Source organism: Verruconatronum alginivorum (assembly GCF_056590205.1).
The window spans coordinates 3,103,301-3,125,975 of the sequence record NZ_JBWPVQ010000001.1; the positions used below are offsets into that span (position 1 = coordinate 3,103,301).

The following is a 22,675-nucleotide window of genomic DNA, read 5'->3' on the forward strand; positions in this document are numbered from 1 at the left end:
AACACTCGTGGACTCCCGCATCGATTGGGCCGTATTAATCGGATTTCTTGCTTTCACCACTTGGTTCGGTCACCGACTCAAGGCCAAAGGGGCCGACACTCTGGACGGTTTTTTTCGGGGAGGTCGCGACATCCCTTGGTGGGCGGTTTCCGCTTCACTGATTGCGACAAAAACAAGCGCCCTCACTTTCATCGCCGTGCCCGCTGCGATCTACGCCGTCGGCGGCGATCTGCGTTACGTCCAGATTACCATCGGATTCATCCTTGGTAATTTCCTGATGGCCCATTGGTTTATCGGCCCTTACTACGCCGCCAACGTTTACAGTCCCTACGACTACATCGGGCAGAGGCTCGGCTCAAGCGTGGGCCACCTGGGGCGAATGTTGTTTGTAGTCGGCGCCGTCCTAAGTCAGGCGATCCGTTTGCTATCCACGGCTCTGATCTTAAGCGTCATCACCGATCTGCCGCTGTCCGCCTGCATCTGGATCATCGGAGCGTTTGCCGTCCTTTGGGCCTGGTTTGGCGGGGTCACCACCGTCATTTGGACCGATGTTCTCCAATTCGGCATCTTTATTCTTGGCGGACTGGTCTCCGTTGCCTGGCTGTTCGATGCGATTCCGGGTGGGTTGGTTGGCATCTTAAGCGCCGCCGACGCCCAAGCCAAACTGGTCTTTTGGGATCTCTCCCTCGATCCCCGAAAAACCTTCACCCTCTGGGTTGGCCTGATCGGTGCCAGCATTTTCGAGCTCAGCGCGAATGCGGTCGATCAAGTGGTGACCCAGCGCGCACTGTGCTGTCGGGATGCTAAAGCGGCCAAACGAGCCGTCCGCTGGTCCGCCGTCGGCGTGGTCACGACGTATCTGATGCTCATCGTGGGACTCGGCATTTTTGCGTTTCATAGTATTGCCCCGCCTTCACCGGAAACGGCCGAACTCCTGCTCCGGGAGCCCGACCGTGTCTTTCCGCTTTTTGTCTTGGAACAACTCCCGGTCGGACTCTCCGGGCTGCTCATCGCCGCACTTTTTGCCGCCGGAATCACCACCTTGGATTCCGCCCTGACCGCACTTTCACAGATCAGTGTGCAGAGCGCCCTTCCCGCAATCAAAGGCACTAGCTCATGGTCGGATAAGGACCTTTTGCGTGCCTCGCGCTGGGGCCTCGTATTTTGGGGAGGGATTCTCTGCGGCCTCGCTATGCTGTTCCATGCCAAACTCGACCAAGGGTTGCTCCGGATGGGACTCTCCGTACCTGGCTATGTCTTCGGTGCCCTTTTGGGAATCGCCTGGCTCGCCTTGCGCGGTCGAACCCGTCCAAGCCATATTTTCATCGGAACCTTCGCCGCTGTCGCAGGCGTCTTCTTCCTGAAGCATGCGGGCATCGCCTTCTTTTGGTGGTATCCTGCAGGCGCCGTGATCCAAATCGGACTTTCCTGCCTTCTCGACCGAATCCGGAATCAGTCCGAACTTTCTTGAAACGAAACTTATGAGAGACTCCATCCATGAACCGCTGATGTCATTTGCAATGCCTCGGTCATTGATCAGCCGCTACGCCCGCTTTACCCGGTTTGTGGTCGCGGTCTCCGTCATCGGATTGGCCGCACCGGTCACCGCAATTCAAGCCGCACCCCCACCGGCCGACATGCTCCCATCAAACGCCGAACGCGATCTGGATCGCCTGGCCCACAATCTTCGCACCCACCCCGCTCCGATGGAGATCCCAGGCGACCATCCCGACCTCGAAACCACCGGAGCCACCCTGCAAGCTGACGGCACCTGGGAAGACCTCCGTTACACCGATGATCCCGACACCGCCGTCTTCCCCGCACTCGCCCATCTCCATCGAGCAAATAAGCTCCTCGAAGCGGGCGCAACGGAACCCGCTTTCCGTGCCCTCAAAGCCTGGTTACGGCTCAATCCGCGCTCCGCCCAAACGTGGCACGACACCATCGGCGTTCCTCGCTTGATCGGCAACCTGTTGCTCGCATTCGCCGACGATCTTGAACCCGAAGCTCTGGAGCGCGGCCTGGCCATCCTCCGCCGCCCGGTCGGACCTGACGGCGAACTCTTCTACGCGGGTAAACCGGCAACCGGACAAAATCTCCTTTGGCAAGCGCAACTCCAGATTATCGGCGCTTGCCTGGAAGGCGATTCGGAGCGCGTCGAACGCTACGTCCGTCGGATCGAGCGCGAATTGCGCATCACCACCGGCGAGGGCATTCAGGCAGATTTCAGTTTCCACCAGCATGGCCCCCAGCTCTACAGCGGCGGTTATGGAAACACCTTCACCTCCGATGCAGCGCGACTCGCTGCAGTAACGCACGGCACCCGCTTCGCCTTCAAACCCGAAACCCTCGACCGCCTCACTGCATTCCTTCTCGATGGTCAGCAAGGCATGCTGCGTGGCCAAGCCTGGGACTTCACTGTGGTCGGTCGAGAGATCACCCGTGTCGATATCACCGCAGCCACCCTCGCGCCCGCCGCCGAACAGCTCGCCTCGCTCGGAGGACCGCGCGCGTGCGAACTCGCCGCCTTGGCCCGCCGCCTCCGCGGCGGTGATTTCCCCGAAGACGCCCCCAGCCGCTTTCGCGTCTTCTGGCGTTCTGACTTCGTCAGTCAAACACGGCCCGGTTTCTATTTCTCCGTTCGCATGTCCTCAACCCGAACCCTCGGCACCGAGTCGGGCAACGGTGAAAATGAGCAAGGCACACATCTTGGCGACGGAGCGACGGCCATTCTCCGCCATGGAGAGGAATACAAAAACATTGCCCCGCTTTGGGATTGGCGGCATGTCCCCGGCGTGACAAACGCTTATCGTCCCGATCGCCCCCTGCCGACCCACCCGTGGGGGCGCGGCGCACACGGCGGCGACGCCTTCGCCGGCGGGGCGGGAGATGCCAGGGACGGTCTTGCCGCCATGACACTCGACCGCCTCGGCGTGAGGGCTCATCGCGCCTGGTTCTTCCAAGGCGATACAGTCGTCTGCCTCGGTGCCGGCATCTATTCGGAAGATGGAGCATCGCCTCTGGTGACGACTCTCAATCAATGCCATGCCCGTGGCGGGTCCGTAGAACGGGGAAGCGACTGGATCCGTCACGACGACATCCTCTACCTCCATCTCGACGGCGGCCACTTCCAGGCTCGGGTTGACCACCGGACCGGCCGCTGGCGCGATGTGGATCGCCGCCGGGGAAGCACCCAATCCGTATCCGGCGACATCTTTACGGCCTGGATTGAGCACGGCAAAGCATCCGCCTCTGCCCCCGGCCACTATGCCTACCTGGTCGCTCCCGAACGCTTTGCAAAGGATCTGGACACATTCCGCGAGAACGAAGCACCTCGCATCCTAATGAACACTCCGGAAATCCAAGCCGTCATCAGCCCGTCCGGTGATCTGGTCCAAGCCGTCTTCCGGGGCGCCGGAACCCTCAGCCTGCCAGACGGTCGCACAGTCCAGGTCGACGCTCCCAGCCTGGTGCAATGGCGTCATACTCCGGCGGCGGTGAACCAAATCGTGGTCAGTAATCCCACCCAAAAAATCACCCAACTACGGATTACCCTCAGTCCCGCCGCATCAACCGGCCGCGATCCAATCGTCCTCGATGTGGAGTTCCCGGAATATCCCGCCATCGCCGGTCGCCCCATCGCAGTCGATCTCATGCGGCAGTCCAATCCGCTACCAAGATAATCCTCAGGATTACACTTGAGAACTGACCAACATACACCGAATTTTGAATACAAATACACCGAGCAAATACAAGGTGACCATTACGAAGACAGCCGCCTACGATGTTATCATCACGGGCGGCGGCGTCTCCGGCAGTGTCGCCGCGATCGCCGCCGCACGAGAGGGTGCGCGCACGTTGCTGATCGAAGAGCAGGGCTTTTTAGGCGGTTCACTGACATCAATGGGGGTCGGCCCGATGATGAGTTTTCACAACGGGGCCGGCGAACAACTCGTGCGCGGGATCCCTGAGGAATTGATCCGCAGACTCGTCAACGCCGGAGCCAGCCCCGGGCACATCTCCGACTCCACGACCTATTGCAGCACAGTCACCCCCTTCGACAGCGAAGCCCTCAAGATTGAACTGGAAACGATGCTTTCGGAGGTCGGCGCTTCCGTGCTCTACCACACCCAGCTGGCCGCCGTGGAACGGGCCCCCGAGGGCGGCCGCATCACCGGCATAGTTGTCTGCAACAAGGCCGGCCTGAGCCACCTTCAGGCCCATACTTATATCGATGCGACCGGCGACGCCGACCTTGCTGCCCGGGCCGGCACCGCATTCACCTTCGGGCGAAAAGGCGATCAATGCGCCCAGCCGATGACGATGAACCTAAAGGTGGGCAACGTAAACTGCGAGGCTCTCCGAGATTACGTGAAATCCAACCCCGAAGATTTCGACTGGCCGCAGGGCCAGGAAGAGGGCTTGGCGCGCCTCGACAAATCTCCCCGGATTAGTCTTGGAGGTTTTAAGAAAGCCTGGATCGCCGCCCGCGAAAGCGGAGAGGTCGATGTACCGCGCGATAACGTGCTCTTTTTCGAGACCGCTACCCCCGGCGTGCTCATTTTCAACACGTCACGGGTCCAGGGATTTGATGCCACCGATCCCTGGCAACTGAGCCAGGCGGAGTCGGTCGGCCGCCGCCAGTGCGCGCAAATTTTCGCCTTCCTTAAAAAATATTGCCCTGGTTTCGAAAACGCTCTCCGAATGGATACCGCGCCCAAAATCGGTGTCCGCGAATCCCGTCACATTCTGGGGCGCTACCAGATCACCGCCGAAGACCTGATCCATGAAAAAAATTTCCCCGACCCAATTGCCCGGGGCGGTTATCCGATTGATATCCATTCACCCGGCGGGATTCAAACCGATTCTGTCCACCTGCGTCCCGAGGCCGCTTACGAGATCCCTTATCGTGCCCTGCTTCCCCTGAGCCCGGAAAATCTGCTGGTGGTCGGACGCTGCATCAGCGCCACTCATGAAGCGTCCGCCGCCTTCCGGGTGACTCCGATTTCCATGGCCATCGGACAAGCCGGCGGGATCGCCGCCGCCATTGCGGCGCGAAGCCACCGGGGTAATCCCGGCGAGGTGCCTTACGATGTAGTGCGCGACAAACTGATCGAACAAGGAGCTAGTCTTCCGGAAGCGATTCGGGAGCCCAAGTCGTTCGCAGGGTGACCTTCCGAAGAAGCGTTCAGGATGCGCCCGTCGTCAACCCCGGGCGGCACAAGAGCGGGGTAAGGGGAGGGAAAGAGGTGGCGTTCTCTTCAGCGGAATTCGTTTTCAACTCATGGTGATCTGGGACTGAAACTTTGATTGGCTGAGAAACGAGCCTGGCCGCGCTTTCGAGCGAAATGGATCGGTTCGAAGGTTGGGGAGATTGCCGTAGGGACCTACCCGCGCCGTGGAGTCGAAAAGCGGTGCGAGGACGCCCCGCACTCCAAGGCGCTTCGCGCGAAATATTGAATGGCGATTGCCTTTCGACGCACAGCCCTTTGGGAGTGCTCGCCCTCCCTGTCCGGTGGAAAGCAAAACTGATAATTAATAGTTCAATAGGTTATAGTTAACGGTGCGAGGGGATCGTCTTCATCGGGTATCGAGGCTTTCATTCCATCACCACCGCTGCTTGGTGGCCGGTAAACTCAAAAAACGGATACATATGAAAAACCCTCTTCTTGGCCTTGCTCTGGGCGCTTTCTTGTTTGGTTCCTCGTCGATCGCTTCTCATAACCTTCCTCCTCCAGCTGAAAATATCCCTGATAACCCCCCGTTGCTGCCGATGGTAATTACTCCCGACGGGGAGCGCGTGCTCCTGGAGGCCGCGCCGGGGGTGGAGGTGCATTACCGGCAGGCCACCAATGACGTGGAGGTGACGCCGGCCGGGCATTGGGTGATCAACTTTCCGATGAATGAGATAACCGATCTTCCCAATGGGAACGTAGAGGATTTCTCCCAGGCGGTATTCGGGAAAGCATCACACGAAGTGCGTAATTGGTATTTCAAGACGCCGGGCGAGCCGCAATGGGTGGTTCCCGCGCAGAGCGGTCCGGCGCCGATTCGCAACACGCCGAATCCGGATCTGGTGGTGAATCAACTCGCGCCGAATGCCAGCGACAGCAACCCGGGAACGATGAACGAGCCGTTGGCGACGATCAACGAGGCGGTGAGCCGGGCGACGGCCGGAACGGTGATCCATGTTTATCCCGGGATCTATCGGGAGGCGGTGACGATTTCCGCCAACGGAACGGCGGCCGCTCCGATCCGGATTGAAGGAGTTCGCGGGGTCGATGGGCAAATGCCGGTGATCACGGGCAACAATCCTTTCCCGGCCAACTCCTGGACGGAGACGACTGAATGGCCGGGGGTGTACCGGGCCGATCTCTTCACCCAACAACTCGGTCTGGTTTCCGCCGATGGCGAATTGCTGATCGAGCGCGATCATCCCGGACAGTTGCAGGCGAACGAAGTTGTGTTGAATCGTTCCTCGCAAAACTTTTTCGAGATTGATCTGAAGGATCAGCTTCTTCCGGTGGAGAACACCCAGCAATTCGGGGCGACCTGGAGCCGGATCAGCACCAATACCGAGGGACAGATCCGTCTTGGCGATGAGTTCGGAGCGGCGGCTCGTCCGGCGATTTTCTGGCTTTCAACCTGGATCTGGGTGGAACCGGGTGACTTCGGCGGTTGGCATCCGGATTTCCCGCAGCCGGTCACCGGGGAGGTTTATTTCGGATCCGGTTTTCGCGCCGGGAGGATCACTGGAGTCGGGCTGGGCTCCCAAAGAAATCAGTTTCGCACCTGGGTGAATGGCGAGTTGGTTCCGGTGATGAATCACTTCGTTGATCTCGATTTGCAGGTTCACGAACAGCCTTTGGCCGATCGGAACTGGGGAGAGGGGGACAACTGGGATAATTTTCCTTTGGCGGAAGGGTGGAACCATGTGGTGTTTCAATTGGACACCACCCACCGAAATGACCTGAATTTCCGGGTACGTGCGGGGCGCGGCATGCCGAGTTGGTATGCGACCGCGGTCGAACCGGCTGACCTTTCGCAACCTCCGTCGGGCACGGCTGATGATTTTATCGATGAATACATGGTCCTCGGACCGATGCCCACATCCGGAGTGGACCGCGGTGTGTATGTGCGTTTGGCGAACGACGCCGACCCGAATCTGGTGGAGATGGATTTGGCGGCCCGGACCGCGATTCATTTGAATGTGACAGGTGAGTATGTCCATGTGCGGGGTTTTGACATCCGCCATGGAGCCCATTTTCAACAGGTCCCGATGGTCGAGTTGGCAGGGCAGGGGTCGCTGCTCGAAGGTTGCCTGGTGCGGGATGGCGAGGTCCGGGGAATCGGTGTCCGGCTCGCGGGGATGGATCAAAGCAGCGCTCCGATTGTGGTGCGCAACAACTGGGTTTTGAACATGGGAAACCTCGGGATCGGGGCCACGGGATCTTCGCATAATCTGACACCCGAGAACCAGGTTTACCCCGCTCCCGGTCGCGGACGGCTGATTCTGGAGCATAACCATATTGGCAATACAAACTGGGCCGGGTATCCTCCGTTCTGGGAATCAGGAGCGATAAAAGTCTTCCGTTTGACCAATGCGGTCATTCGATACAACACGGTTGCCGGAGGACACGGCCCGGGTCTCTGGCTGGATTGGGAACATTACAACAACCGCCTGGAGGGGAACCGTTTTCTCAGTGCCTACGCGACCGCCCTGGCGGTGGAAGCTTCTCCCGGCCCGCATCTGATCGCGAACAACGTATCCAGAGATCTGAGACCGGGACCGGTGTGGTTCCGCGCGGGGATTCTCACCTGGAGCAGTGACCGGACGCGGATTTTTCACAATACGATCGACGGAGCGAACAATCAATTGCCGGCGATGCAAGGCTGGGTTGGGACGAGATCGATGAGCACCGTGGAAGGCGGCGACGACCGGGGAACCCATTGGCAGCCGTTGCAGAACCGCCAGCAGATCGTCGCCAACAACCTCATCATGCAGGTCTTCCAGGGGGGGCAGCATCTGGGCAATGACATCCTGGAACGCAATGCCCGGGACACCGGGACGGATAGCTGGCTGCCTCCGGAATGGCCGGTGTTTCCCGGCGCGGAATGGGGGGATTACAGCCTGCCTGTCGAGAATTCCCTGAACATAACCGGGACCGCCGGTCATGGGACTGGTGAGGTCCGGCACGACTTCTTCGGCTTGCTTCGCTTTGCGGAGGATCTTCCCAGCATCGGAGCATTCCGGGGGGAGAGGGAACCCCAGAATCCTTCGCTCGCTATGATCGAGGTCGAGTATGAAGATGGGGAGATCGCCCGTCTTTTCGATGTCGCTCCAAGGACGATTATTATTCCGCTCGGTTCTCCGCTGGGGTTGGAGTTCGGGTCCGATTCCGGCCGTGACGACGGCGAGGACCTGTATAGCGCGCGTCCCCAGGACTGGTCGTTGGAATCGACCGCGCTTCGCTTTGATTCGGACGCCGGTACCTGGACCGATAGTGCTAAGGTCGCCTACATTTCGAACGCGGCTTCCGCCACGGACTTCACGATCGAGACGGATGTCACTCTGACGGATGGAGGGATCGGGGATTGGAACCGGTTTGGTCAGGTCGTCCTCGGGGAAGAAGACGGGGCAGGGGGATTCGACGCGGGCGGGAGCGATTACTACGCGCCGGTCTATATGGTCGAGCAAGGACAAATCCGGATTCGTCAGGGCCTGGATGGAGCCACCTTGGTGAGCGAACCATGGACAGGGTTGAACAAAAGCAACGGCGGAGTCGGTACGACCTACCACCTGCGCACAACCGGGGCCTACGATGCGATGGGCACTCTGACCCTGACCTTCACCATGACCGATGCGAACAACCATTCCCAAACGATCAGCGCGGAGATTCAATCTCCCATCGACGGCAAGTTTTTTGGGATTGCGGGGACTTCGATGAGTTATGGTGGCAAGTATGATTTCCACAACCTGCGATTCTGGTATGGCAAGTTATTTGAGAGATTTGAGGCTCCCATATCCCTGAGTCTTGGATCGGATCCGGGCCGGGTCAGCGGAAGTCTGTTTTTCACGGATCGCGAATCGGATTGGGGAGACCAGCCGACCGCGTTTCGATTTGATTCGAACGCCGGCACGTGGGCTGACAGTGCCAGTCCCGCTTTCATTTCCAACTACACTGACTCCCAGGACTTCACCATGGAGTCGGATGTCACCTTTGCCCATGGCGGAAGCGGAAACTGGAACCGTTTTGGGTTCGTGGTCCTCGGTCCCGAGCATCGTCCTTATGCCGGAGAGCCGTTCGTCTCCAGTGGCAAGAATTTCTATGCCCCGGTGTATATGGTGGAGCAAAACCAGATCCGGATCCGAAGCGGACTCGACGGGACCACGCTCGTCAGCCAAGCCTGGGGAGGGCTCAATCGATCCAATGGGGTGGGCACCACCTATCATCTGAGCACCACCGGAACGTATGACGTGAATGGGGTCCTGACCTTGAGTTTCACGATGACGGACGCGAACAACCATTCGCAAACGATCAGCACTGTCATCGCGAATCCTCATCACGGCCCCATGTTCGGTCCGGCGGGAACCTCGCTAAACACAGGCGGACGTTACGATTTCCGCAATCTCACCTTCTGGACCCACGACAATCCGCCGGGCGCTGGTCCTAACGCTCCGACGAATGTGAGTGCGGTCGCCGTCTCCACCTCCGGCATCAATCTGTCCTGGAATGCTTCTTCCGGAGCGGACAGTTATAATGTGAAACGTTCGACGACCAGTGGCGGGCCTTACACGACGATCGCCACCGGCGTAACGACTACGAGTTACGGCGACACCGGACTGGATGCCTCCACGACTTATTACTACGTGGTTAGCGCGGTCAACACTGATGGCGAAAGTGCCAACTCCAACGAGGCCGCCGCGACGACCGAAGCGGAACCCGTAGCGCCCGCGACGCCAACCGATCTGGACGCAACCGCTGTTTCGTCGTCAGTGATCGACTTGGCGTGGTCGGGCTCCACGGGAGCGGACAGCTACAACGTCAAGAGATCGACCACCAGCGGTGGGCCTTACGCCACGGTCGCCTCCGGCGTGAGCACGACTAATCACAGCGACCTTGGTTTGAGCGCCTCCACGACCTATTACTACGTGGTCAGCGCGGTAAATGCCTATGGTGAAAGCGCCAATTCAAGCGAGGCCGGCGCAACCACCCAGTCGGACCCCACGCCGCCCGAGCCGCCGGCCGATCTGATCGCGACCGCGGTCTCGTCTTCAGCCGTTGACCTGTCATGGACTTCTTCTTCAGGCGCCGACAGTTACAACGTTAAGCGCTCCTCGACGAGCGGAGGGCCTTACGCAACGATCGCAACAGGGGTGACGTCGACGAGCTACAGCGACATCGGCTTGAGTGACTCGACTACCTATTACTACGTGGTCACCGCGGTCAATGCCGAAGGCGAAAGCGGCAACTCCAATGAGGCCGCCGCCACCACCGAATCCTTTGCGGATGGCTTCAACCTGTTATTCGGCACGGATCCGGGACGGGGCGACGAGGTGCTTCTCCAGACCGACCGGCCCGGGGATTGGACGAGTCAGGCCAGCGCGGTCCGCTTCCGCTCGACAAATGGCACCTGGACGAACAGCGCGGCGGTTTTGGAGATTGCGGATTTTGCCGCAGGAGAGGACTTCACCCTCGAAAGCGACGTCACCTTCGCCAACGGGGGCAACGGCGACTGGAACCGTTTTGGACTTGTCGTCCTGGGCAATCCAAACGCGAACGGATCCGTTAACTCCAATGGCACTGACTTCTATTCGGCGGTGTATATGGTGGAGCAGAATCAGATCCGAATCCGGCAGGGGATCGACGGTTCAACGCTTGTGAGTCAGTCATGGAGCGGATTGAATAAAACGAACGGCGGAGTCGGAACCACCTATCATCTGCGAACAACCGGAACCTATGACGCGAACGGCGAGTTGACATTGAGCTTCACGCTCACGGACGCCAACCAGCATTCGCAAACAGTATCGATCGCGATCGGCAGTCCGCTTCAGGGGCCGATGTTCGGACTCGGCGCCGCCGGGCTTGATCATGGAGGACGGTTTGATTACCACAACCTCGCCTTTTGGTACAACGCCAATCCCCCGGCCTCCGGTCCCGACGCCCCGACGGCCTTGAATGCCACGACGGTCTCCAGCAGTCAGATCGACCTGTCGTGGACAGCGTCGATCGGCGCGGACAGTTACAACGTCAAACGTTCGGCTACCAGCGGCGGGCCTTACACAACGGTCGCCAGCGGCGTGACCACAACGAGCTTCGCCGATACCGATCTTGATGCCGGAACGACCTACCATTACGTGGTCAGTGCGGTTAATGCCGACGGCGAAAGCGACGTTTCCAACGAGGCCACCGCGACTACTGAAGCGGAACCCACGCCGCCCGAAACGCCAACCGATTTGATCGCGACCGCCGCCTCAACGTCAGCCATCGACCTGTCATGGAACACGTCGGCCGGCGCGGAAAGTTACAACGTAAAACGCTCCAGCTCCAGTGGCGGGGCCTACGTGACGATCGCCACCGGTGTCACCACGACAAGTCACAATGACACAGGTCTGGACTCCGGGACGACCTATTATTACGTGGTGAGTGCGGTCAATGCCGCTGGTGAAAGTGCCAACTCCAATGAGGCGGCCGCGACAACCGAAACGTTACCCACGCCGCCAGAGACGCCGACCGGGTTGAGCGCGATCGCGGTCTCAGCGTCAGCGATCAATCTGTCGTGGAGCTCCTCGACCGGGGCGGAGAGTTACAACGTGAAGCGCTCCACTACCAGTGGCGGATCTTACACGACGATCGCCACAGGGATCACGTCGACGAGCTACGGCGACATCGGTTTGACCGCGTCAACGACCTACTATTACGTGGTGAGCGCGGTCAACGCCGACGGTGAAAGCGCCAACTCCGGCGAGGCCAGTGCTACCACCAGCGCCGAGCCGAGTATCATTGATTCGGGTACATACACCATCATCGCCCGCCACAGCGGAAAGGTTCTGGAGGTGGCCGACAACGCCACGACGGACGGCGCCAATGTCCGGCAATGGACCGCCAACGACGGAGCCAACCAGGAGTGGGTGGTGACGCATCTCGGAAATGCGGAGCATCAAATCCTTGGTGTGCAGAGCGGGAAATCGCTGGATGTCGAAGGCGAATCCACGGCTGACGGAGCCAATGTCATCATTTGGACGTGGGCTGAAAGCGACAGCCAACGTTTCACCTTCACTCCGACCGACGGCGATTATTTCCGGATCACGCCGGTGCATAGTGGCAAGTCCCTTGAGGTGGAGGCGGCCTCGACCGCCGACGGCGCCAATGTGCAACAATGGGCCTTTGCCGACACCGCCAACCAGGAGTGGAAGTTGGAAGAAGTGGTCGAGGAGGCGACAACCATGCATGTCAGCTCCATTCAGGCCGAACGGAAAAACCAGGGGGGAGGGCAATCGAAAGCCGAGGCAGTGGTGACGATCCTTGATAATCAGGGCGCTCCTGTTTCCGGGGCCACGGTGACGATCGTATTCTCCGGCGCGATTTCCGAAACGAAATCCGGGGTCACCGGGGGGAATGGGGTCGCAACGATTCTCACGAACGCGTCGGCGTCCAACCCGGCCCGGACGACCGCCTGCGTCGATGGTGTCACGCACTCGTCCTTCACCTATGATCCCGCGGGTAACACGGCAACATGTGACAACACTTGGTGAGCCGGATTTTTCAACGTGGCCTCACCGGGCGAACCGCTGTTCGCCCGGTGGGGCAGATCTTGACCGCGCTGGCTGCTGGGGCGTGCGGCCTCTACCTGGTATTGTCCCATCTGGAGAGGCCGAACTCCGATGACGCTGTTCGATCTGGCATTTCCGGACCGATTGAGTCTCCTGATCCCGAATCCGGCCACGGGGTTTCCGGTCAATTCCCTGTGGAGACCATGTTCGTGGAAGACCATGGCCCGTTCGATTTCCCGGGGGCATTCGATCGGCATCTCCAGTCCGGGCACGCCACGCATCGCGACGGAGTTCTCTCCGGCCTGCTTCGCGAATGGCTCTCGGACGATCCAGCCGCGGCGGCGGATTATGCGTTCGCCCTGCGGCCGGCCGCGCTGCGTGATACAATTTTGCGCCAGGTTCTCCTGGGATGGACAAACCACGATCCCGCCGGCGCGTTGCAGTGGGCCAGTTGTATGCGGGATTCCCGGGAAAGGAATCGGGCCATGGCGCTGGTGGCCAGCTATCTCGCTGAGAGCGACCCGGCAGGTGCGATCCAACTCGCCGAAGAACATGGTATGGACCAAACCGCCCCGGGAGCGATTGGCAACATCGTCGTTCAATGGGCGAAAGCAGACCTGCTGGCAGCATACGATTGGATCAACGAGCAGCCTCAGAGTGACCAGCGGGATGAATGGATGGCGCGGGCTGCCTTCACCTATGCCCAAAGCGATCCGTCCGAGGCAGCGCGCCTGGTTTTCGAAGAGATTACGGCGAGCGAGATCCAAGCCGAAGCGGCCCTGTCGGTTTTTCATCAATGGGCCTTGCACGACATGAAGTCCGCCATGGTGTGGATCTCCACTCTGCCGTCTGGCCCAATCCGGGAGCGGGCCGTGGACGCGCTTGAAGGACTCGATTTTTATTACCAACTGATTTCAGATGAGCCGTGAACCTGATTGTATGAAGATACCTGATACCGATTCGACTATTTCCTCCGCCGCGATATCGGGCGTCTGCCCGATTATCCCATGTCCGTTTGATGCCGGAGGCGGCGTCGATCTCGACGACCTCGCCCGCGTGATCCATTGGATGGCGCGACAGGGCGCGCATGCGGCAACGCTTTTTGGCATAGCCGGCGAGTATTACAAATTAAATGACGATGAGCGCGTCCGTATGGTCGAGGCCGCGGTGCCGGCGGCGCGTGCGGCGGGGATTCCATTGATCGTCTCCGTGACGGATCACGCCACCAACCTGGCGGTCGCGCGGGCTCGTCAGTGGGAGGCTATGGGCGCTGATTGCCTGATGTTGTTGCCGCCGTTTTTCCTGAAACCTTCAGCGGCCCGGCTTGTGGCCCACATGACCGAAGTGGCTCAGGCCGTAAGCATTCCCGTCATGGTCCAATATGCTCCGGATCAGACCGGCGTGGCCATTCCTCCCGAGGCTTTGTGGTCGATCGCGCAGAATGTTGACACGGAAGTGATTTACAAAGTTGAGAATCGCCCCCCGGGTCCGACGATCTCCCGCCTTCTCGAACTTTCGGAGGGGAAGGCGAGGATTTTTATGGGAAACGCCGCGTTTCAGTTGATCGAGAGTTATCGCCGCGGGTGTGTGGGACTGATGCCCGGGGCCTCGATGACAGATCTTTACCGCAGGGCCTGGGATGCGCTTCTGGCGGGGGAGCGGACGGAGGCAGTTCGTATTCACAATCTGCTACTTATGATTCTCAATCACATCCGCCAGGACGTGGAGCAAATCATTTATTTCGAAAAGCAGATTCTCCGCCTCCGGGGGGCGTTGCAATCGACCGGTTCGCGCGCTCCCGGTTTTCAGTCGGACGCGCATTTCGACGCCATTTTTGAGGAGTTGTATGCCATCCTGGCTCCTGAATTGAAGTCGAAATGAACAACCTCAATTTCACGGCGCTGGCAATACTCGCCGGTTATTTTTTGTTCATCCTGGTGGTCGGGCTTCTTGCTTCCAGGCGGAAGGAGGAGACGGCGGAGGCTTACTTTCTGGCTGGTCGAAAACTTCCCTGGTATGCGGTCGGCATGTCGATGGTGGGATCGAATATTTCCACCGAACATTTTATCGGCATGGTCGGCGCCGCCTACATCTTCGGAATGGCCCCGGCTAATTGGGAATGGATGTCGCTGGCTTCTCTCAGTCTGCTGCTTTTTATCTTCATTCCGTATTATTTCCGGGCGAAGATCTATACGCTTCCCCAATTTCTGGAGCAGCGCTACGACAGCACCACCCGGATCATCTTCGCCGCTCTCTCCACGATTCACCTGGTATTGGTTCTCCTGGCGGGTGCGCTTTACGCCGGGGGACTTATTATCCATAACTACCTCCAGCCCGGCCAGCCGGTGATGCTGGACGATGGCGGGATCAGTCCTTATTTCATCGGTGGCATTCTTCTGGTGGCCCTGGTGACCGGGATCTACAGCATCAAAGGAGGCCTCAAGGCGGTGGTCTGGACCGACGTCGTGCAAGTGGTCATTCTGGTAGTCGGAGGGACGATGGTCTCCTGGCTGGCCTTGCGAACGGCTGGAGGCTGGAGCGAAATGTGGGAAATCAACCGGGAGGCGGACGCGGGGAGGACCCATCTGTTGCACAGTGCCGATCATCCGTTTGCACCGTGGACCGGTGTATTCACTTTATGGTTATCACTCGGCATCTGGTATGCCTGCACCAATCAGTTTTATATTCAGCGCGCCTTTGGAGCCCGTTCGGAATGGGATTGCCGGATGGGGATTATTCTAACCGGAATGATGAAGGCGGCGATACCGTTGCTGGTGGTTTTTCCCGGGATGATGGCATTTGCGATCTACGGCGCGGATCTGCCTCGTGACCAGGTTTTCTCCACGCTGGTGCAGGATCTCCTGCCAAACTGGATGGGAGCAATCGTGCTGGCAGCGATGGCAGCCGCGATCATGTCGACCGTATCCAGTGTTCTGAACAGCGCCTCCACCATCTTCACCATCGATTTTTATCAGCGATTCTTCCGGCCTGACGCTCCGCAGGCCAGGATGGTGCGGGTGGGGCAATATGCGACCGCTGGCTTTCTCCTTTTGGGGATGGCTTGGGCTCCCTTTATCGTCGTCTTTGAGAAAGGTTTGTTCATTTACATTCAGGACATGGCGGCCTTTTTCGCGCCCCCGATCGGAGTGATCTTTGTGGTCGGCATGCTCTGGCGCGGAGCGACACCGAAGGGAGCGACGGTTACCTTGGTGGCGGGCATGCTGTTCGGCATCGGATTGCGGGTGCTCTCGGCTTATGCGGATGGCGCGATTGCGGCCGCCGTGGCGCCATTTCTCAACCGGGCGTTTTTCAGTTTCGTGTTCAGCCTGATCCTGATTGTTGGAGTCTCCTTTTTTACCGCACCTTCGACGGCGGAGAAACGCCTCGTTACTTGGGATAAATCTTTCATGCGCTTGCCGGAGGCGGATCGAAAAGAATATGGCGGGATTAAGGATTTTCGTATCTGGTGGGGAGTCTGGGCCGCTGTCGTGGTCGGTCTGTTTATCATCTTTCGTTAAGTGATTATGAATCTGGAATTGAAAGGAAAAAAATGTCTCGTCACCGGTGCGGCTGGCGACATCGGCGGAGCCATTGTCCGGGCATTCGCGGCGGAGGGATGTGAGGTTCTGGGGACGGATCAGCAGGAAGGTCCGGGGATCGCCCGGCTCGATATGACCAATCCGGGTACGATGGATGAGATTGTGAATACGTTCGCTCCCGATATTTTGGTCGCGAGCGCCGGGATTACCCATTCGAACCCGCTGATCGAGTTGGGGGAAGACGAATGGCGGCGTGTTCTTGAAATCAATTTGACCGGAAATTTCCTCCTGGCTCAAAAGGTCGCTCGTGGGATGGTCGCGCGGGGCGGAGGTTCGATGATATTTATCAGCTCCTGGCAGGACTCCGCTCCGTTGCTGAATACGGCGGCTTATACGGTCAGCAAGGCGGGGCTGAAGATGCTGATGCGAAATCTCGCCCTGGAGTTGGCGGAGGCCGGCATTCGGGTGAACGCCGTCGCGCCCGGAATCATCGACGCCGGCATGGCGGCAAAACAAATCCAGGCGGAACCGGAGCGGGGGGAGCGGGCGTTGCGCAAGATCCCCTTTGGTCGACTGGGGCGTGTGGATGAAATCGCCGATGCGGTGGTCTTCCTCGCATCGGCCCGGGCCTCGTATATCACGGGGGAAACCCTTTACGTCGATGGTGGCGCATCGCTCCACCCGGTGAAGTGACTATGATGAAACAGCAAATCGAAAACGTTGAAACCTTCATCGCGCTCATTCCCCGCGACGAGCCTTACCTGGGCAAGTTGGAAAAAGGAGTGTCCGCGAACGGAAAGGGATATTTTGTGCGACCGGGAAACCGGAGCATCTACAATACCGCGGACCAGTCGCTGTTGGTCAAGGTGACCTCGACCGATGGCACGGTCGGTTGGGGGGAGTGTGTTTCCTTCGTCGGTCCCGAGGTATCCGCCACCATCATTGATGAAGTGGTCGGGCCGCTGGTGATTGGCCGCGACCCTCAGGACGTGGTGCCGATTTACGAAGACCTTTATGACGGAATGCGGGTGCGTGGTTTTTTTGGTGGTTTCTATCACGACGCGCTGGCCGCACTCGACATCGCTATTTGGGATCTCAAGGGAAAACTATCCGATATGCCGGTTTGCCATCTGCTTGGGGGGAGGCGGACGACTTCGATCCCGGCCTATGTTTCCGGTTTGCCGAAACCGGATCTGGATGCCCGGGTCGAGTTGGCCCGGGAGTGGGTGGGGAAAGGATTTGAGGCGATCAAGTTTGCCGCGGCGGTTTCCCACGAAGGAGTGATTGAAGAAATGAAGGCACTTCGAGAGGCCCTGGGACCGAAGGTTAAGATTCTGGTCGATATGCATTGGAAACATACCCCCGGGCGGGCGATTGAGCTGATTCGCCAGCTGGAGCCGTATGACCTGCATGTGGCGGAGGCGCCGGTGAGACCGGAAGATATCGAAGGACAGGCCCGGGTGGTGCGATCGGTGAGCACGCCGGTCGGCATTGGAGAAGAACTGAGGACGGTGCATGAATTTCGGCCGCGATTCACCCATGGTTGTATGGATGTGATTCAGCCCGAAATGGGTCGCACCGGCATCACCGCCTTTTGGCAAATCGCTCAGCTGGCCACCGCTTTCAATTGTGAAGTGATGCCGCATGCCAGCATCGGTATCGGTATTTTTCAGGCGGCGAGTTTACATCTTACGGCCGCCCTGGGGAATGTCAGTTATCACGAATACCAGCATTCCATCTTTGATAAAAACCTTCACTTCATCACCGGAAACATGAGTTGCGACGGCGGCTTTTTCACCCTGCCGGATGGTCCGGGCCTCGGGGTGGAACCGAGCGCCGAGTTGTTTCAGCATTTGAAGCCCCGGTGATAAACCCGGAAGGCTCCGTCGTTATCATTGTGCTGCAGATTTTTATCGGGGGAATTTTTTTGGTCGGTCACCGCCCCCGCCGATCTCTCCGGGGCCGCTGAATGGGTCAAGCCGATCATCGCCGCCGCTATTCGACTGCACACACTCAATTGAGTGATCTTTGCAGGCGGAAGAACCGGCGGTCTTCGGCGGGCGGGAGGTTATACGCCGACGTGGATTTCCCTTCGATAACGGTTCCGAGCGGGGTCCAGGTGGTGAGATTGGAGGACGATTGCCACTGGTAGGTGCCGGTCGGATCGAGAGCGGAGGCCTGGAGATGAATGTGGCCTGAGCTGAGTTGAAGACCGACCAGAGGGAGACGAGGACGGTTGACGCTGAACGTTCCGGTCGCGTCTGCGGAGAGCGGAAGCCCGGTTGGGCCGGATTCCAGCCGGGCGCCGTCGCTGCCGTGGAGGCGGTTGATTCCTGGCTTTTGAATTTGCCAGGGAGTCGAATTGGGATTGCTCAAGGTAAATTGATCCGGGCCCGAGTAGAAGGTGCCGGGTTCGGGAGCGGAGAACCAGGCGGGGTCGTCGTTCGCAGGCGAGAAGCTGTCTCCTTCGATCAGAAGTTTTCGTTTGATCTGGCCGGAAGGGGAGAGGCGGAACCAGGCGCTTTTGCCGCGAAATTCGATTGGCCCGACGGTGGCGGTTTGATTGTTCGAGGTGACGACCCAGTAATCAACGGAGCCGTCCGGCCAGGAAAGGCGGCTGGCTTGCCAGTTGGCGCCGCTTTCCCGGCTGAAGGCCGGCACGGGCCCATCGGGGGCTTCGGGCAAAAGAATGGTCCCAAAGCGGACATACCTTTCCGGATTGAGTGAGTAGGTGTTGTAGAGGAAGTCTCCCACAAAACTGAGGTCATTGAAGTGGGCGATCAGGCCTTCGAGGATTTGGATCTGGGCGGGCTGGTTGCTCAGATGGATATGGAGGGTGACGCCATTCTCGGAAAATTGCTGGCAATGGGCGCGGAAGTGTTCGCCGGGAGAGATGGTATCGAGATTCTCGGAGTAAGGATGCCAGGCGGCGTGGGTGGTGGTGGCTCCGCTATTTCCCTGGACCTCGTCGAGCACGACCCAATAGCCGGGCATTCCGTCGAGCGGGTGGACGAAGGAAAAATGGCGGAAATGCTTTCCGTTCGGCAATGCGTTTCCAGAATCACCTTTGGCGTAGTCGACCTCGCCGGAGAGAAGGCTGCGGGAAATGCCCGCTCCCCGTTTTTGGTGGTGGTCGTTGGTGGAAGGAGCGTTGCGGGCGTCGGTGATCGGGTAGTTGATCAGGACGGTGTTGCCGCTGATGGCCCGGTTGTTGATGTAGGTCCAGGAGAAACCGGAATCGCCGGATCCCCAGCCGGCGTAGCCGGAGTTGCTCAGGAGGAGTTCGTCATAGGCGACCAGGCTGAGCGCGTTGGTCTCCTTATGGCTGTGGCCTTCTTCCCTGGTGGCGTTCCACATCGCCCCGGAAAGGGAACCGAAAGAACCGTTGTCGGTTTGCAGCCAGGCGCCGCCGTCGGCGAAGATCCGGCTGGGAGCGACCTGAGGCGGGACCGTGTCCAGATTTTCGACATACAGGACGTAGTAAATCAGTCCGCCGAAGGGAATCGGTTCGAGGAGGTGGTAATTTGCGTAAGCCTGGGCGTCGGTGGAAAACCGTTTGGCGCGGTACACCGCGGTGGGTGAATTTCGCGGATAGTGAAGAGCACCGTGGACACGCCGGTTGGGTGAGCTGTCTCCGAAAACATGGTTCCATCCGTGGGGAGCCATGGCGTATCCAAAAATCCATTCATAGCCGCGGCGGATCAATTCCTCACGGTGGGCCGGGATTTCGTCGTGGCGACGCATGATGTCGAGGAGGAGGTGCTTTTGTTCGCGATCGTAAAAGGTGAATCGGGCCAGGGCGTAGTTGGTGCCGGCAACATACACGCCATCGGCGGTGAAGTTTTGGAAAAGCCGGTCCAAGTAGGCGGCTCGGTTGCTGGCATAGGCGGTTGCATCGCCGCGGTAGAGCGCCCAGAGCGCCGCGACTGCCTGCGGGCTCGGTTCCCAGCGGCTGATGCTCGGAACCCAGGTATCGAGGAGAGACTGAAGTTCCGCCAGTTCGGATTCGGCCAAGTGGTTATGAAAGACGTCGAGGGCGAGGATGGCGTCGAAGAGGAGACTCCCGACGGGAGTGTTGCCATCCCAGTCGTTGGTCGGACGGTTTTGGGAGAGATGGGTCAGGCCGGTGGTCAATTGATGTTGGAAGCGTTCCGCGTAAAAGGAAGACTCGGTTTGGTCATCGACGATGACGGCCAGGGAAAGGGCGGCGACGACCTCCTTGAGTCTCAACACCCGGGCCCTGTAGCCGCCGGGGAGGGAGGGGTCGTAGGAAAGGTTATGAGCCCGGTCGATCGCGTCGGAGGCCATGCTGGTCCAGGGTTCCCGGGAGGCGCGCGCGCGGAGATCGGGCAGGTCGTCGGCGGAAAAAAGGAGGAATGGATGCTCGCCGTTGCTTCCGATCGGATCCTCGGGGCTGCCATCGTCGATTTCATGTGCGGCGGGAATCCGGATGGCCACATTGTCCACGATATAGTCCCCTCCGCTGCGTCCCCGCTCGAAGCTCAACCGGTTCAGGGATTGACCGACGGGGTTGGACTGCCAGTGGGTAAGACCGGTCGAATCGACGAGCATGGATCCGGTCCCGACCGATTCGACGCGGAGCCGGTAGACGCCATTCTGAAGAGAGCCGGTGATGGTGACCCGGTAGACCCGATCGAGGTCGATATCGGAAAGATCGTTGGCGAGAATCGACTGGGGTGGGGTGAGAGAGCGCCAGCTGCTTCCGTCGAAGGTTTCCACCGCGCCATCGGGACCGACGCGCCAGCTCAGGAGAGGCGTGGAAGTGCCCTGTCTCAGGGTGAGGTTAGCTCCCCGCTCGGTTCCACTGGTGGTTTGGGTGAAGTCGAAGGCCACTTCGAAGCGGTCACTGAAGGAGCCGGACATCACCTGTCGGAGCGCGGCGGTGACACTGGCGCCGGAGTTGAGTCCCAATCGTGCCGCGTCCCCATCCCAGCCGGAAACCCGGGTGGTCCGGATTCCGTCTATCGCTTCCCAGGAGGTGGGTGATCCTCCGGTCCAGGAGGAGAAATCGCCGTTTTGGACCGATTGGGCGCCGGCGATGTTCAAAAAACCGAAACAAAGGATGGTGAAGGAAAGGAAGGAGCGGACGAGCATGATATGGTTTCAAGAAAAAGCCTGCCGGAAGAAGTTCCCGGCAGGCTGGATAATCAGATCAAAATGCCTGAATAAATCATGGGCGATTCTGCCGATTCCTGCGGAAGAGGGCACCGGCAAGGACCAGGCCTCCGAAGATGAGGGCATAGGTGCCCGGCTCGGGAATGGCGGCGAAGTCATGGAAGTTTACAGTCGTGGTTTCGTTGTTTTGTGGCATCCGTGTTCTGATGCCCATGTAGTATCCACCGCCGGGCTCGGTTGGGGCGATGTAATTAGATGCCGAAGCGGCGGTGCCGATTTGTCCATTGGCATCGAAAAGACTGAGGGTGATGTCATACATGTTACCTCCAAGGCTGACCGCGTCGAATCGCAGGGTGTAGGTCGTATTCAGGGTCGCGGCGAAATTCGCATGAGCATTATCATTGGCTGAACCCAACGAGCCTTGCTGCGGATTGGAACCATCCAGGTGTAATAGCCGCAGACGCCCAGTGTTCGCGGGAGTATTGGAAGCGAACGTCCAATCGGCGAGAAGGTATGGGTTGGCCGCTCCTCCGGAAAGGCCCGGGTCTGTTGCGAAAACCCCGAATGCAATAGTTTGATCGCCCCTGAGGTTTCCATGGGGAGCAATTTCGGAAACTTGAAACGTCGTGAATAAAGTAAAAGAACTGTTGGCCGCGTTGGAGAACTGTTCCGTGCCGTAGGCCACCTGAACTGCATCGGATTCGGTGGTGAAGGACGATGTCAATGTCCCTTCCGCCGTGTTTAAAGTCATGTTCGACTGATTGGGAAAGCCGTCGGAGGTAAAATCATTGTAGAACGAAACTTGGGCGGAGAGCAGGGAAGCAGCGAACAGGCTGAGGCCACTGCTTAGGATGAGGGATGGAGTCGTGTTTTTGAAGTGCATAGTTTCAGTGTTCTGGGTTTCGGGTTTCGGTTAGATGAAGCTGCAAATTAGAGCTAGTTTTTCTTCAATCGAGAAATGGCTTTTGCCGGTCTGATATTTGGCAAACGGAGCCTTATGAACCCAGATGTTGATGGAACGATACCTGATAGGGCAACGGTTTCGATGGGTTAACTATAACGTTTGTGGCCAAGTGAAGGATTTAAGCTACCCTCCCAGCGTCTGGCGCCCGGACTTTCATGGGGCTCTGGAACGCCTGCGCGGCCATTGAGCAGCGAGGCGTGGAGAAATTCAGTGGCTCGGGTCGACCGTTTTGAATGTCTGGACGGAGCCATCCGGCCACCT

At 59.0% G+C, this 22,675-nt stretch carries 11 protein-coding genes; 9 read left to right on the forward strand and 2 right to left on the reverse strand.

Going from position 1 to position 22,675, the window contains the following annotated elements; all coding sequences use genetic code 11:
* Window positions 1-7: 7 nt before the first annotated feature.
* The 9 genes from ACWUI2_RS11140 to ACWUI2_RS11180 all read left to right on the forward strand — a co-directional run bounded on the left by ACWUI2_RS11140 (window position 8) and on the right by ACWUI2_RS11180 (window position 18,182).
* Window positions 8-1,471, forward strand: a complete 1,464-nt coding sequence (locus tag ACWUI2_RS11140) for a sodium:solute symporter family transporter (protein WP_486982923.1) — start codon at window positions 8-10, stop codon at window positions 1,469-1,471.
* Window positions 1,472-1,520: 49 nt separating this feature from the next.
* The gene (locus ACWUI2_RS11145) at window positions 1,521-3,683 is read left to right on the forward strand and encodes a polysaccharide lyase family 8 super-sandwich domain-containing protein (RefSeq protein ID WP_486982924.1); all 2,163 of its coding nucleotides are present in this window, start codon (window positions 1,521-1,523) and stop codon (window positions 3,681-3,683) included.
* Between the two features lie 43 nt (window positions 3,684-3,726).
* The gene (locus tag ACWUI2_RS11150) at window positions 3,727-5,172 is read left to right on the forward strand and encodes an FAD-dependent oxidoreductase (RefSeq protein ID WP_486982925.1); all 1,446 of its coding nucleotides are present in this window, start codon (window positions 3,727-3,729) and stop codon (window positions 5,170-5,172) included.
* Between the two features lie 481 nt (window positions 5,173-5,653).
* Window positions 5,654-12,757: a fibronectin type III domain-containing protein gene (locus ACWUI2_RS11155; protein WP_486982926.1), complete on the forward strand. Its 7,104-nt coding sequence runs from the start codon at window positions 5,654-5,656 to the stop codon at window positions 12,755-12,757.
* A gap of 221 nt (window positions 12,758-12,978) precedes the next feature.
* Window positions 12,979-13,704: a hypothetical protein gene (locus ACWUI2_RS11160; protein WP_486982927.1), complete on the forward strand. Its 726-nt coding sequence runs from the start codon at window positions 12,979-12,981 to the stop codon at window positions 13,702-13,704.
* A 10-nt stretch (window positions 13,705-13,714) separates the two neighbouring features.
* Complete coding sequence (locus tag ACWUI2_RS11165; RefSeq protein ID WP_486982928.1) at window positions 13,715-14,656, forward strand: dihydrodipicolinate synthase family protein; 942 nt, start codon at window positions 13,715-13,717, stop codon at window positions 14,654-14,656.
* Window positions 14,653-16,293, forward strand: a complete 1,641-nt coding sequence (locus ACWUI2_RS11170; RefSeq protein ID WP_486982929.1) for a sodium:solute symporter family transporter — start codon at window positions 14,653-14,655, stop codon at window positions 16,291-16,293. Before ACWUI2_RS11165 ends, ACWUI2_RS11170 begins: the two co-directional genes overlap by 4 nt.
* Window positions 16,294-16,299: 6 nt before the next feature.
* Window positions 16,300-17,007 (forward strand): SDR family NAD(P)-dependent oxidoreductase, encoded by a 708-nt coding sequence (locus ACWUI2_RS11175; protein WP_486982930.1) that lies wholly within the window; start codon window positions 16,300-16,302, stop codon window positions 17,005-17,007.
* Window positions 17,008-17,012: 5 nt separating this feature from the next.
* Window positions 17,013-18,182 (forward strand): mandelate racemase/muconate lactonizing enzyme family protein, encoded by a 1,170-nt coding sequence (locus tag ACWUI2_RS11180; RefSeq protein ID WP_486985061.1) that lies wholly within the window; start codon window positions 17,013-17,015, stop codon window positions 18,180-18,182.
* Between the two features lie 145 nt (window positions 18,183-18,327).
* Here the strand turns inward: ACWUI2_RS11180 and ACWUI2_RS11185 are convergent, their stop codons facing one another.
* Together ACWUI2_RS11185 and ACWUI2_RS11190 are read right to left on the reverse strand one after the other, a co-directional pair.
* On the reverse strand, window positions 18,328-21,429 hold the full coding sequence (locus tag ACWUI2_RS11185) for a hypothetical protein (RefSeq protein ID WP_486982931.1): 3,102 nt from the start codon (window positions 21,427-21,429) through the stop codon (window positions 18,328-18,330).
* Window positions 21,430-21,505: 76 nt separating this feature from the next.
* A complete protein-coding gene (locus tag ACWUI2_RS11190) occupies window positions 21,506-22,333 on the reverse strand; it encodes a PEP-CTERM sorting domain-containing protein (protein ID WP_486982932.1) in 828 nt (275 codons plus the stop codon).
* Window positions 22,334-22,675 lie beyond the last annotated feature (342 nt).

What these genes read in the sequence shown, in the direction of transcription:
- ACWUI2_RS11190 (WP_486982932.1), bottom strand. Translation starts at nt 22,333, where the DNA reads ATGCACTTCAAAAACACGACTCCATCCCTCATCCTAAGCAGTGGCCTC.
- ACWUI2_RS11185 (WP_486982931.1), bottom strand. Translation starts at nt 21,429, where the DNA reads ATGCTCGTCCGCTCCTTCCTTTCCTTCACCATCCTTTGTTTCGGTTTT.
- ACWUI2_RS11145 (WP_486982924.1), top strand. Translation starts at nt 1,521, where the DNA reads ATGCCTCGGTCATTGATCAGCCGCTACGCCCGCTTTACCCGGTTTGTG.
- ACWUI2_RS11165 (WP_486982928.1), top strand. Translation starts at nt 13,715, where the DNA reads ATGAAGATACCTGATACCGATTCGACTATTTCCTCCGCCGCGATATCG.
- ACWUI2_RS11180 (WP_486985061.1), top strand. Translation starts at nt 17,013, where the DNA reads ATGAAACAGCAAATCGAAAACGTTGAAACCTTCATCGCGCTCATTCCC.
- ACWUI2_RS11170 (WP_486982929.1), top strand. Translation starts at nt 14,653, where the DNA reads ATGAACAACCTCAATTTCACGGCGCTGGCAATACTCGCCGGTTATTTT.
- ACWUI2_RS11175 (WP_486982930.1), top strand. Translation starts at nt 16,300, where the DNA reads ATGAATCTGGAATTGAAAGGAAAAAAATGTCTCGTCACCGGTGCGGCT.
- ACWUI2_RS11155 (WP_486982926.1), top strand. Translation starts at nt 5,654, where the DNA reads ATGAAAAACCCTCTTCTTGGCCTTGCTCTGGGCGCTTTCTTGTTTGGT.
- ACWUI2_RS11160 (WP_486982927.1), top strand. Translation starts at nt 12,979, where the DNA reads ATGTTCGTGGAAGACCATGGCCCGTTCGATTTCCCGGGGGCATTCGAT.